General features: G+C 44.1%; 9 protein-coding genes. 3 read left to right on the top strand and 6 right to left on the bottom strand.

Annotation, left to right across the window (positions count from 1 at the left end):
• Position 1: 1 nt before the first annotated feature.
• The 3 genes from A8O23_RS18315 to cysM all read right to left on the bottom strand — a co-directional run bounded on the left by A8O23_RS18315 (position 2) and on the right by cysM (position 2,348).
• Positions 2-616, bottom strand: coding sequence for a MarC family protein (locus A8O23_RS18315; protein ID WP_074988432.1), 615 nt, complete (start codon positions 614-616; stop codon positions 2-4).
• A 14-nt stretch (positions 617-630) separates the two neighbouring features.
• Entirely contained in the window at positions 631-1,296 is a 666-nt protein-coding gene (locus tag A8O23_RS18310) for a site-2 protease family protein (RefSeq protein WP_239693445.1), read from the bottom strand.
• 173 nt (positions 1,297-1,469) lie between these two features.
• Positions 1,470-2,348: a cysteine synthase CysM gene (gene cysM / locus A8O23_RS18305; protein WP_066624584.1), complete on the bottom strand. Its 879-nt coding sequence runs from the start codon at positions 2,346-2,348 to the stop codon at positions 1,470-1,472.
• Positions 2,349-2,758: 410 nt separating this feature from the next.
• On the opposite strand from cysM, the gene A8O23_RS18300 reads away from it, so the two are divergent.
• Positions 2,759-4,417, top strand: coding sequence for a M1 family metallopeptidase (locus A8O23_RS18300; RefSeq protein ID WP_066624582.1), 1,659 nt, complete (start codon positions 2,759-2,761; stop codon positions 4,415-4,417).
• A 367-nt stretch (positions 4,418-4,784) separates the two neighbouring features.
• On the opposite strand, the gene A8O23_RS18295 is transcribed toward A8O23_RS18300, so the two are convergent.
• Entirely contained in the window at positions 4,785-6,140 is a 1,356-nt protein-coding gene (locus tag A8O23_RS18295) for a sensor histidine kinase (protein WP_082883155.1), read from the bottom strand.
• Positions 6,141-6,370: 230 nt separating this feature from the next.
• Complete coding sequence (locus A8O23_RS18290; protein ID WP_082883154.1) at positions 6,371-7,957, bottom strand: M20/M25/M40 family metallo-hydrolase; 1,587 nt, start codon at positions 7,955-7,957, stop codon at positions 6,371-6,373.
• A gap of 469 nt (positions 7,958-8,426) precedes the next feature.
• On the opposite strand from A8O23_RS18290, the gene A8O23_RS18285 reads away from it, so the two are divergent.
• Positions 8,427-10,985, top strand: a complete 2,559-nt coding sequence (locus A8O23_RS18285) for a PAS domain-containing sensor histidine kinase (RefSeq protein ID WP_066624580.1) — start codon at positions 8,427-8,429, stop codon at positions 10,983-10,985.
• 69 nt (positions 10,986-11,054) lie between these two features.
• Here the strand turns inward: A8O23_RS18285 and A8O23_RS18280 are convergent, their stop codons facing one another.
• The gene (locus A8O23_RS18280; RefSeq protein WP_066624575.1) at positions 11,055-11,486 is read right to left on the bottom strand and encodes an acyl-CoA thioesterase; all 432 of its coding nucleotides are present in this window, start codon (positions 11,484-11,486) and stop codon (positions 11,055-11,057) included.
• Between the two features lie 402 nt (positions 11,487-11,888).
• Here A8O23_RS18280 and A8O23_RS18275 point away from each other — a divergent pair, with 402 nt between their 5' ends.
• A complete protein-coding gene (locus A8O23_RS18275) occupies positions 11,889-13,688 on the top strand; it encodes a glycosyltransferase (protein WP_066624573.1) in 1,800 nt (599 codons plus the stop codon).
• The last annotated feature ends 20 nt before the right edge of the window (positions 13,689-13,708 follow it).

Here is a 13,708-nt window from a genome sequence, read left to right as displayed (position 1 = left end):
CCTATGCTTGGGTAGTTACACCCAACAGGTTGCTGATGCCTGTCACCACCATGTCCACGCCGATGGCACCCAGAAAGAAGCCGTTAATGCGCAGCAGTAGCTCCATGTTCTTGTCAAATGCCTGCTGAACATTTTTAGAGCGCATACTGCGGCGGATTTGCTTAAGCCCCATGATGATGACAAAGTTCGAGAGCATGATCACCGCCAGCGAAACAACACCCTGCCATAGTTCCAACTGCTCTGACATAACAATGGTGAGGGAGATAGTACCGGCTCCTACCATGAAAGGCAGGGCTATTTCAGAAGCCAGATCATGTAAGTCACCTTTGATCTGAATAAAAGCTTTTTTGCCCTGCACAATAAAAATGTAAGCAAAAGAGAAGAGTACGATGCCGCCAAAAATCCGGAAAGATTCAAAATTGATGCGGAAAACCTTCTGAAAAACAATGTCCCCGAAAAGCAGAAAAATTAGAAAGATAGAAAATGAAATAAAGGAGGCTTTCAGAAATACAGATTTGAAATCTGCGTCTGACAAATCATTCATGACCGGCTTCAGGTAAAGAAACAAGGCGAAGGGATTGAGCATGACCAGAAAGCTAAAAATAGCTGGTATCATAAGTGTAGATTAATTTATAAGGGTATTTTGGGGAAGTTGTGCACCTCTGTTTCTTCTCCGCTTTTGCTATTCAACAGGCGGCTTGGCCTGTGCAGTTGCGCTACTTCATGGCCTTTTTTCAAGGCCGCTTCTTCGTCTTCAAAACTCTGCACCAGGTTCCTGTCATGGTCTAGCACACACCACTGTTTTTTTTCCTCATTCCATTCTACCCGGTACGTACTTACCAGTGCCTTGTTCCGGATGAGGTCAAGAATCACCTTCCCGTCACTGTAGCTACCGTCTGGGTAGGGCATGGGCAGTAACGCAAAAAAGATATAATACAACGAAAAATAAGTGAACTGGTAAGTGAGAATGCCTGTCTCAAGCGCGTTAATTTCTACTAGGTGAATCACCAACATGGCAGCAAGTGCATTAAAGATAGTTCCCCCGGCAAAAATCAGAATATTGGAAAAACGTTTGTTACGTTTCAGGTTATCGAAAGTGCAGAGACCGTAATAAAAATAATATTTACGCACCTCCAGAATGCCAATACGGAACAAAACAGAGCCGGTACCAATGGTTACTTTAATGTTTCTGCCCCCCATTAACCACGCGAAAAATACGTGCCCCGCCTCGTGCACAAAAGAGATGATGGGTAGCACCAGGAAAAAGGCCAGAAAAAACTTGGGTATATCATTCATTCCAAACATAACTCATATAGTTACGGTAATAAATGAATGGGTTACTGAATTTATAAACTATAGCCGGAAAGAGACCCATTTCTACCTTAAAGGCAAATAAGGCTTTTGTACTAAAACCTCTAATTAAGGATTCAGCGGCACAAAAAGGGCAGCCTTCTGGCTTGTTTATAGTCTTACTCAAATAAATCAGAGCTGAGGTAGCGATCGCCGCGGTCACAGACTATAAAGACGATCAGGCCTTCCTCCAGTTCCTGCGCTAGTTTGGTGGCGGCATATAAAGCACCGCCGCTGCTCATGCCCGCCAATATACCTTCTTCTTTGGCCATTCTTCTGGTCATGGCCACGGCGTCTGCTTCACTCACATCTATAATTCTGTCAACACGGGCTGGTTCATATATCTCCGGCAGGTATTCAGGAGACCATCTTCTGATACCGGGTATATTTGATCCCTCTGAAGGTTGAGTGCCTACTATCTGTACCGCTTGGCTCTGCTCTTTCAGGTATCTTGAAACTCCCATAATGGTACCGGTAGTGCCCATAGCCGAAACAAAATGTGTCACCTTGCCTTGAGTGTCTTTCCAGATTTCAGGGCCGGTGCTGGCGTAGTGGGCGCGGTAGTTGTCGGGGTTCCCGAACTGGTTCAGGAGGTGATAGCCTTGGTTTGCGGCCATGTCTTCGGCTACAGCACGGGAGTGTTCAATGGTTTTTTCGGCGGGAGTTAAGATAAGCTTTGCACCGTAAGCTTCCATAGCCCTTACTCTTTCAGCAGTAGAGTTATCTGGCATGATCAAGGTAATGTGCAGCCCCAGCGCCTGCGCCACCATGGCCAAGGCAATGCCGGTGTTGCCGCTGGTTGCCTCCACTAGTTTGTCGCCCTTTTTTATTTCCCCACGCTCCAACGCGTTCTTCAGCATGGCATAGGCAGGTCTGTCTTTCACGCTGCCGGCTGGGTTTTGCCCTTCCATCTTCCCTAAGATTTTTACCTTAGGGTTGGGGTTAAGGTTCTTAATCTCTATGAGAGGCGTGTTACCTATAAGGTCAAATATAGTCATTGAGGCGGTGTTTTGTGTAAAACTAGTGGTACGGTAAAATGCTGAAATTCGGTATTCCTTTTTTCAAATATAAGAATGCAGCAGAAACAACATAATAAATTAGAAGATGAAGGAAAGAAGTAAATTAGTCAGTTTTCAGCCTCTTTTCTTCAAAACAGACTGAAAACTGAATTTTGAGAAGCAGAAAAACCTATGCAAGAGGGGCCTTCATTAGTGATTGTTTCTGGAGAATGAATTGACTTTAGGAGCGTTACAAATGAAGAAATATTCTGTATTTTAAGTATTAAGCCTCTAACACAAGAATCTACCGGTTGTTTTGGAGCTGGTTTTCTAAAAACAGGCTTAAAACAGGGAAGAGGTACCTTTGCTTTATCTGGCTTAACTTGCACCTGACCAGAAGATAAAAATCAATGAAATTAATACTCAGAAAATATACTAAATGGAGCGTGAGGTTCTTGCTGATGTTTGGGAGCACCGTTGCCTTTGCCCAGAATTCCAGCTCTTTCACCCGCCAAGATACACTGCGCGGATCAATTACCCCTGAGCGGGTCTGGTGGGATTTAGAACACTATGATCTGCAGATGCAGGTAAATTTACAAGACAATACCATGCAGGGAGTTAATCATATCAGTTACAAAGTTTTGGAACCCAGGCAAGTAATGCAGATAGACCTGCAACCACCTATGCAAATCACTGAGGTGGTGCAAAACGGCACAAAGTTGAAGGTAAGGCAAGATGGAAATGCTTGGTTCGTGACACTTCAGAAGAAGCAGGAGCAGGGGGCACAAGAAACGGTAGAGGTGCATTACGGTGGCAAGCCGCAGGTAAGTATAAACCCACCCTGGAGCGGAGGAGTAACATGGCAGAAAGACGCGAATGGCAAACCTTTCATAGCCACCTCGGTGCAAGGGGACGGCGCCAGCCTTTTTTGGCCTAACAAAGACCACATGTATGATGAACCGGACAGTATGATGATTCGGGTGCGGGTGCCGCAGGGCTTGATCAACGTGTCAAATGGTCGGCTCAGAAAAACAGAGACGCACCCTGACGGTACCCAAACATTTCACTGGGCCGTTACCAACCCAATCAACAATTACGGGGTGAATGTGAACATTGCAAATTATGTTCACTTCTCTGAAGAATACATAGGCGAAAAAGGAAAGCTAGACTGCAGTTATTATGTGCTGCGCTATAACCTGGAGAAGGCCAAAAAGCAATTCAAAGATGTACCTCGTATGTTGAAGGCTTTTGAGCATTGGTTTGGTCCTTATCCGTTTTATGAGGATGGTTTTAAGCTGGTAGAGGTGCCTTATTTGGGTATGGAGCATCAGAGTTCAGTTACCTACGGTAATAAATACCAAAATGGCTATTTGGGCAGAGATTTAAGCGGTACTGGCTGGGGGCTAAAGTTCGACTTTATCATTATTCATGAAAGTGGGCATGAGTGGTTTGCCAACAACATTACCTACAAAGACATTGCCGACATGTGGATTCATGAAAGCTTTACCGCCTACTCAGAAAATCTGTTTGTAGAGTACTACTACGGCAAAAAAGCAGGAAGTGGGTATGTCATTGGAACAAGGCAAAACATCATGAACGACCGGCCTATCATTGGGTTTTATAACGTTAACCACAGCGGCTCCGGCGATATGTATTACAAAGGAGCCAATATGCTGCACACCCTGCGCCAGCTGGTAAACAATGATGAGAAGTGGCGTCAAGTCCTGAGGGGGCTGAACAAAGATTTCTACCACCAAACCGTTACCACTCAACAAATAGAAAGTTATCTGAGTCAGCAGCTGCAAATAGATTTAAAGTCTTTCTTTGATCAATACTTGAGAGATACAAAGGTGCCGGTGCTGGAGTACAGATTTGCAGGTAAAAAATTATTTTATCGTTGGGCAAATTCTGTACAAGGTTTCAGTATTCCGGTAAAGGTGTGGGTAAACCAGAAAGAGCAGTGGCTACAGCCAGTTACTGGCACCTGGAAAGAAGCTAAGCTCCCAATAACCATAAAGAGCTTGACTGTAGATGAGAATTTTTACGTAGGCGAGAAAAGAATAAAATGAACGGCTGTTTTAGACCTGTTTTAAAAAAAGTGGGTCTAAAACAGCCGTTCATTTTAAAGCATGTTTAGGTAAGTCTATAGCACTTTGGAAAAAGAACGTAGTTAGAGCTTTCCCTAAGGCGTAGCTCAATCTTATCCATTACCTAAAAGCTCCTTCAGATATACCAATTCCTATAAGCTATTTGAGTCAGAAAATATTGCTACTCTGAAATAATAGATAGTTCATTTTTTTGTAAATAAAATATTAAAGGAGAGGGGCTTTGAAGGCCAGCAAATATATTAACTTAATTTTCTAAAGTTCCAGTAGCAGGAGCCCTGTTATCAATTTTACCAAAATCTGATTTGATATTTTTTCTCTTGAGGAAATATCAAACTTTTACCAATTCCTGTACAGGCACAGCAGGAGTTGTAAAATTCAGCGCCAAGGGTAAACGAAGGTAAAAGGTAGTTCCGGAGTGAGGATGGTTTTCGAACCAGATAGAGCCTTGTAAGGCTTCCGTAAATTCCCGGCACAGAACTAGACCAAGGCCGACGCCTTTTTCTGATTTAGTACCGTAGGTTCTGTGGCCTTTCAAAAGGAATATATCACTTTTAAGAGAGACGGGTGTACCGGTGCCGCTATCGGTAACGGTAAAAATGGCAGACTGGCCTACTGTTTCTGAGCCAAGAGTAATCTGCCCACCTAGTGCGGTGAATTTTATGGCATTGTTCACAAGGTTCCGGAAAATGAGCTGGAGCATGTCCGGATCAGCGGTAACAGCAATGTCTGGAGAAATATGATTCTCAATGGTTATGCCTTTGCCCCGGGCAATGTCACTGAACAATTCAAGGGTGGGGGCCAACAATGGCCGCACTTGCAAAGGAATAAACTCTTTTTCAGCGCCTTCCATTTGGTTTTTAGACCAGGCCAACAAGTTTGTGAGCATCTCCAGAGTATTTTGGGTGGCCACAAGTAAATGTTTTTCTATTTCAGACCGGCGGTGGTTTGGCAAGTCTGATGTAGCCAATATCTCCAAATACCCTTTAATGTTACTCAAGGGTGCGCGGAGGTCATGTGATACAATTGAAAAAAGCTTGTTTTTATCTTGGTTGAGGTATTGCAGCTCAAGCGCCGCCTGCTCAGAGGCAAATCTGGCGGCATTGTAGCTCTTTACCAGGTATACAGTGCACACTCTTATCAGAATGAAAACAATCATGTAAGAGGAGGCCATGTCTACAAACTGGCTTTCACGGGTAGTATAGTGGCCGGAGACAGACTGGGGGTATAGGAACTCTATCACCATCAGGGCCACCATCAATATTATATTAGCCGAGGTCCACAACCAGCGTTGACTGGCTGGTGCTACCGCCATAATAGGGAAATAAGATAAGGCTAGCAGTAGCAGCGTGGGGCCATTTATACCAGCATTGAAAAAATAGTTAATTCCAAAAACCGCCGTAACGGTAGCAGCAGACAGAACAAAACTAGTTTGATGTTTCTGTCTAAATCTGGAGAGGTAGTAGGAAGTGGCCAATACCACCATCATGAACGCAGATAAAAAAGAAGACCAATACAATCCTACCGCATAATTGAAGGGAATGTTGTAGCCTACGGCAATGATGGTGATAAGGCAAAAGGTGTTATAAACTCTGTGCTCCAGCAGAAATTTATCTACTGGGCCAATGAGGTCTGCCCAAGCAACTTGAATTGAGGTAAAGGTTTTTCCTACTATGCTACCCCCCATATGCAATTAAAATATATACCTCAACCCAAACGAGCCAAAGAAACTTGATACTGTATTTAGTGGGGGAAATCTTCGCTTTGGTGCGATTACCATAAAGGTACTTATCTTCTAAAGAAAGAGAAAAGCCTACGCATTTTTTTATGAGCTTTAAGCTGAAGAGCATAATCAATACAGAAGAGGCACCCCTTTGGGTGCCTCTTCTGTATTAGTTTAACCTGTAATGGATAGAATTAGTCTAATCCGCCACGGCGGGTTGGTTGCCTTTGCTCTGGCCAGTTAGTTTGCTGTCCGGTTCTTGGGTTGACTGGCATCACTATTTTCTCCCTAGATGATTTCTCTGGGTCTTCGCTGGCCATGTAAGCCAAAATAGCGGTGAGAATAACGTTGTTGCGCACATCATCAAAAACAATTTTGTCATAGGTGTCTCGGTTGGTGTGCCAGGTGTAGTTGAAATAAGACCAGTTCAGGGAGCTAAGGGAGAAAGCCGGTGCACCAGCCGCCACAAAGGATGCATAGTCTGATCCGCCACCGCCAGGAGTGCCCGGGAAAGAGGTCTCTATGTGCTGACGAATATCGGCAGGTACTTTAGAAAGCCAGCGGCCCAAATAATCATACGCATGAAGGAAGCCTTGTCCGGAGATGTTCACCACTCTGCCGGTTCCGTTGTCTTGGTTGAAAACTGCCTGAACGTTGTTCACAATTTCAGGGTGGTCCGCCACAAAGGCACGAGAACCATTCAGGCCTTGCTCTTCGCTTCCCCAGTGCCCTACCAATATCGTTCTTTTTGGGTTAGGGTAAACTTCCTTCAGAATACGCATGGCTTCCATCATTACAATAGTGCCGGTACCGTTATCGGTAGCGCCGGTAGCGCCATCCCAAGAGTCAAAGTGGGCAGACAAGATCACGTACTCGTTAGGCTTTTCAGATCCTTTGATTTCAGCTATGGTGTTAAAAGCAGGTACAACCCCTAGTTCTTTTGACTGCGTGTTGATGTTGATTTTGGGGGCTCTACCAGATTCAGCTAAGCGGTAAAGAAGGCCGTAATCTTCAAGTGAAAGGTCAACGGTAGGTATTTTTTTGGTATAGGCGCTGAAGATTTTATTAACTCCAAAGCCGTTAGACCAGTAAGAGGCGACAATACCCACTGCGCCGGCTTTTTCCAGCGCTACCGGCAGCTCGCGAGAATTGTAGCCAATCCTGCGCATTTTTTCGCGCCAAGCTTCGGTTTGAGCAGTACGCTCAGCCTTCATTTTGTCAAATGATTCTTTGGTGGCAAACTCTTGCCAGTTGTAGTCAGGGCGGCCAGTAGCCTGTGGCATTGAAATTAAAACTATTTTACCCTTCACGCTTGGCAGCCATCTCTGGAAAGCAACAGAATCGGTTACTTCTGGTAAGGTGATTACTTCTGCGGTTACGCCTTTGCTTTTGGTGCTGGGGTTCCAGGCCAATTGGGTTCCCTCTAAAGATTTTACCCAAGGCTGCAGCATGTCTATATGAGAAGTTCCGCGCTCCCAGCCGCGCCATTCTCCCCATTTCTCGTTACGGGCAGGAATACCCCAGCTTTGGTATTTGGCTACTGCCCAGTCATGCGCCTTCTTCATTTGCGGCGTACCAACTAGCCTTGGGCCAATACCATCCATCAGTTCATGGGCCAACATTTTCAGTTGTGAATTTTCGTTTGCCTCTTTCAAGATGCGCTCCACCATTGGGTCTTTTGTCTGCGCCTGCGCCGTGGCAGCGGCAAAAAAGACAAAGAGGAAAAGTGCCTGCCGGAGAGAGAGCAGACGCTTATTGATAGCTTGTATGTGTGTTTTCATGCGACCAAGTTATAAAAAGTAGATGAATAGGGGCAAGTTCAAATGCAAGGAAGGTAGAGAGAGGCTGAAGAATAAGTCAAAATTAATTGTTTTAGGAGTGCTCAAGAATGCCTACCTGAGTGAAATGGTGAATATATGCCTGCAAAAAGCGCTTCTATATAGGTGATAGAGATGGTAAAACAGATAAAGTTTTAAGTTAACATTAACTTGTTTATTGAAAAAACTTTAACTTGTAGGTGCTGCGTAACAAACAAATAATTCAATCCAGATCGGTAATTATAAAATGCTGACTGGTTGAGAGATTTTGTGCTTCTTTCTAAGTGAGGAAGAATTTTATGTAAAGTAGATTTAGGATATTATTAATATAAAAATTGATAATAAACTTAATTTAAAGGACTTTATTTTGAATTTAGTAATATTATACCCTTTAAATTAACTGATATATAATAGAATATATAAATACTATACTATGACGAATACCTGGGATGCAGAAGTTCTCAAGGGCTTGCTTCAATTCTCTAGTGACATGATTTGTACCATTGATGTAAATGGTTTGTTTTTACATGTCAGTGCTGCTAGTCAAGCAATTTTAGGATATGCTCCTTCTGAATTGGAAGGGAAAAAATTCATTGATTACGTCTCTCCGTTAGATATACCCAAGACTAAAGCCGTCACTCAGGAAATAATAAAAGAAGGTAAAAAAGTAGTAGATTTTAAGAACCGCTACCTTACGAAGAGCGGGAAGAGTGTGGGGCTGACTTGGTCAGTTGTTTTTGTGGAGGAGCAGCAAAGTATGTACTGTGTGGCTAGATTAAACCAACCAGTGGCAGATGAAAGCTCAACTCAAAACGGCAAAGTACAGTTTCTGAGGTCACTCATCAACCAAGGAGCAGACATGCAGGCTGTATTGAATGAAAACTGTGATTTTCTGTACACCAGCGGTGCAACCGAGAAAGTATTAGGTTGTAAGACAGATGCGTTAGTAGACTTCAATGCCTTTAAACTGGTGCACCCCGAAGACCTTGCCAAGGCGCAGGAAGCATGGGAGATGGTACTGGCATCGGGTCAGGGAACTTTATCAGAGTGCAGGGTACAGCATTCCGATGGTAACTGGCGATGGCTTGAATTGCATGGAATAAACTACCTTGATAATGCCGAAGTAGGAGGAATAGTAATCAGCGCCCGTGACATCACTGAACGGGTTATAGACCGCGAAAAATTAAAGGAGCGTGAGCAATGCTTCAGAGCTCTTTTTTTAAACAACCCTGATTTAATCATTTACCAAAATAAAGAAGGGTTAATTCTAGATGCCAACCCAGCCTTTCTAAAGTATTTTCAAGCCGAGAAAGAAGAGCTGTTGCAAATGCAACTTATTGACCTGCTGCCCGAAGAGGTAAAACCTATTTGCTGGGATAGTATGCAAAAAGCTGTCACAGGAGAAGTAGTTAACTATGAGGTAAGCTTTTCACTGGCAGATCATCCACGTCAGGTATTTGATGTCACTAAAATTCCGGTTTTTGTGAATGGCGTGGTGACAGGGGTGTTTAGCCGTTTGCGTGACATTACACAAATATCTATTTCCAATTTATCTATCAAGCAGCAGATCCAACAGCTGGCTTCTGTGTTTGAAAGTATTACCGACGCCTTCTTTTTTCTGGACAAAGAGTACAGGCTTTCTTTTGTTAACAAGGAGTTTGAAAGAATTCTAAAAGTGAACAGGGAAGAGCTGATCGGACAAAAAATCATGGATGTCTTTCCGGAAGAAGTAGACGGTACTTTTTTCAAGCATTATCGGTACGCCCTGCAAAATAGAGAGGCTGTACACTTTGAAGCCTACCTTGAACGGCTTGACATATGGTTGGAAGTAAAGGCTTTTCCCTCTGAAGAAGGTCTTTCTGTTTATTTCGCAGATATTACTGATAAAATAAATAATAAGCGTGAGCTGGAAAAGCTGTCATTGGTGGCGAGTAAAACCATAAACGGTGTAGTGATTACTGATGCCAATGGGTATGTAGATTGGGTAAATGAAGCTTTTTGCAGAATTACCGGCTATAACCTGGAAGAGGTGAAAGGTAAAAAGCCAGGTTCGGTGTTACAAGGGCCGGAAACAGACCCTGAAACAGTAGAAATACTCCGGCAAAAGCTTGCTTTAGGTGAGTCATTCAATGTAAACATAATCAACTACCGCAAGTCAGGTGAAAAGTTCTGGTTGTCAATGGACATCACAGCCATTCGTGACAAAGACGGGAAAATCATTCAATATATTGCCATTCTTAAAGACGTCACCAGCCGCAAAGAGATAGAGTACAGCCAGAAGGAAATGACGAAAGATTTGTTCCAACAGAACCGCGATTTGCAGCAGTTTACCTACATTATTTCCCACAACTTAAGAGCCCCGGTGGCCAATGCCTTAGGGTTGGCAGAATTACTAACCGGTATAGACAAAAGCTCCCCCTTGTTTGAACAGTCACTGAGCCATCTGAAGAAAACAGTATTCAAGATGGACACTGTTCTCCGAGACCTGAACATGGTGTTATCCATCCGTGACAGACAAGATGTGCAGGATCAGGAAGATGTTCCGTTAGCAGGCTTACTGGAGCAGGTGCTGCAGAGTTTTGAGGAGCAGCTTATAAATTGTGGAGCCCATGTAAAGTTAGAAGTAGGTAAAGACCTCACGGTGCAGGGGAACAAAGCCTATCTGTATAGTATCTTTTACAACTTACTTTCTAATTCAATAAAGTACCGTTCCCAGAAAAGAGCGCTGCAGATTATCATTAAGTGCTACTACAGTGAAGAAAGAGGAGTGGCCGTATCTTTCTCAGACAATGGCACCGGCTTTGATTTGGAGAAGGCAAAAAAAGATCTTTTTAAAATGTATAAGCGGTTTCATAAAAATAAAAATGGCAGGGGGATAGGGTTGTTTCTGGTTAAAACCCACGTAGAGTCAATGGGCGGACAGATAGAAGTAACCAGCCAGATTGAGGGCGGAACCCGCTTCCTGATTTATCTGAACAGCCAGAAAGCATAGCTATCAATATCCTTTAGTTAGCCTCTGTTAGCTGTTTTTACAAAAACAGCCCTAAAACAGAGGCTATTTTTATTCCAACGTAAACTCTTCAGCTTTGGGTAAGCCCATAAACTTCTCGGAGAGTTCCTGTGGCAAGGTAGCTAATTTCCGTTGCGCAATATCTATCCAGGCTCCGTCTACCAGAATAACCGCTGCTTTGGTGCCGTCACCACGAAACACCTCGTGCCTGATAGACCAGCGTGACCCGTCTTGTCTGGCTTTGGTTAGTACCGAATGTATTTTAACCGTGTCATTGATGGAAACCTCGCGCAGGTACTGCAATTCTTCTCTGAAAAGAATAGGTCCGATTCGTAACTTCTGAAACGATTTAAAATCAAGTCCCAAGCTATCTAGCATGGCGATACGGGCTTGGGCGGCAAAATCGGCGTAAGCCGAATGGCGCAGGTGCATGTTTGCATCAATCTGTGACCAAATTACCTGGCCTTCATATACGGTGCTCATAGGTGTTGTTCTGCTGTTGTTGTTAAAATTAGTGAAGCTGAATTTCAGCCCGATTTTATGTAGTGGGTAGTCCTTTTAATGCTTTAACCTTTCTATCATGTTTACTGGTAATTCCAGAATTGAAATTTTTAAACTCTGCCAGTAAGTTTTTAGCTGGGTTCATAGCCCCGCATTTATCTTTTGCCGTAGTTAAACTGTATACTTTGCAGAAAGTATTAAGAAAGAGAAAGATATGTTAGAGCTAAAGTTTATATGCGTCTAACATCATTTTCTACGGCAGTCTTTTCATTACGATAGTTTTAAAAAGGTGTGCCTCTAAAGTAAAAATTCTTTAGAAAAAGAGTAGTTTACTACATCCGTTTTCTGCTTTTTTGAGTAATATAGGTCAAAATCGAACTGCCCATGGACAAAAAGTCTACTGCCTCTCCACACTTATTAGAAATAGCCTGGGAAGCCTGCAACCAAGTAGGTGGAATTTATACGGTAATCCGGTCCAAAGTACCGGCCATGATGGAATATTGGGGTGACCAATATTGTCTGATTGGACCTTACTTCCCAAACCAGGCCGCTGCCGAATTTGAGCCTTCAGACGACTATTCTGATGTCTACGGAAAGGCAGTGCTGGAACTGAGAGAGCAGGGCATTGAGTGTTACTACGGCACCTGGCTAGTGACTGGCCGTCCCAAAATTGTATTAATCAACCCGCAAAGTGCCTTCAGGGGACTGAGCGAGATAAAATACTTTCTTTGGGAGAACCATAGAATACCCACCTCCAATGAAGATCTGCTGAACCAGGTATTGGCCTTCGGTGACATGGTGAAGCGGTACATAAAAATACTGGCTGATAAAACCAAAGTAGTGGCGCACTTCCATGAATGGATGGTGGGTTCTGCCATTCCGGACCTGAGGCGGGAGCAAGTGCCGGTAAAAATAGTCTTTACCACCCACGCTACCTTACTGGGCCGTTACCTGGCCATGAATGATCCTAATTTCTATGATCAACTCACCTCGGTAGATTGGCAGCACGAAGCCCGTCATTTCAATATTGAACCGGCAGTGTCTATAGAAAGGGCTGCCGCACACGGGGCCCATGTGTTTACTACGGTAAGTGAGGTAACGGTGCGGGAGTGTATATACCTGCTGGACCGCATACCAGATACCGTACTACCCAATGGCTTGAACATCCGGCGGTTTACGGCCATGCACGAGTTTCAGAACCTGCATTTAACGTATAAGAAGAAGATCCACCGCTTTGTGATGGGGCATTTCTTCCAGAGCTTCCCCTTTGATCTGGAGAAAACCATTTATTTCTTCACCTCTGGTAGGTATGAGTACCGCAACAAAGGCTTTGACCTTACCCTGGAGGCCCTGGCTCGCCTGAATCACCGCATGAAGCAGGCAAAATCAGACATGACGGTGGTAATGTTTTTCGTGACCAAACAACCTTTTTATTCCATCAATCCGGCGGTGCTGCATTCAAAGGCGCTGATGGAGGAAATTCAGGATACGGTAGAATCAATTCAGGAACAGTTAGGAGAGCGGCTGTTCAATGCCGCCGCCAGTTGCACCGATCATAAGTTGCCTGAGCTAAACAGCTTCGTGGACGACTATTGGAAACTGCGCTACCGCAGAACCATTCAGTCCTGGAAAACGCATCAGCTACCGCCGGTAGTCACGCACAATCTGGTGAATGACCAAACTGATGAGATTCTTCATTTCCTGCGTACTTCCAACTTGGTTAACAATGCTGATGATAGGGTGAAGGTGGTGTACCACCCAGACTTTATCTCGCCCATTAACCCGCTGTTCGGTATGGAGTATGGTCAGTTTGTGAGAGGCTGCCACTTGGGCGTTTTTCCGAGTTACTATGAGCCGTGGGGGTATACCCCTTTAGAATGTGTGGCGAGCGGTATTCCGGCCGTCACCAGTGACCTTTCAGGATTTGGTGATTACGTGAAGAAGCACGTGAAAAAATACACTGACAAAGGTATTTATGTAATTGACCGCCACGAAAGAAGCTTTGACGATGCCGCCGAGCAGCTTACCCGCCACATGTTTGATTACGTGGAAATGAGCCGCCGTGAGCGTATTGCCCAACGAAACAAGGTGGAAGGCCTTTCAGAAATGTTTGACTGGAAAAAATTACTGGTGCATTATGAGCGGGCGTATCAGCTGGCCCTGACCACCAACTCCGAAGAATAGTTTGTTTCTTCACTAACCTG

This window comes from Rufibacter roseus (genome assembly GCF_001647285.1).
Lineage (GTDB): Bacteria > Bacteroidota > Bacteroidia > Cytophagales > Hymenobacteraceae > Nibribacter > Nibribacter roseus.
Note: the sequence above shows the minus strand (reverse complement) of the source record. Positions and strands in the feature narration are given on the sequence as shown.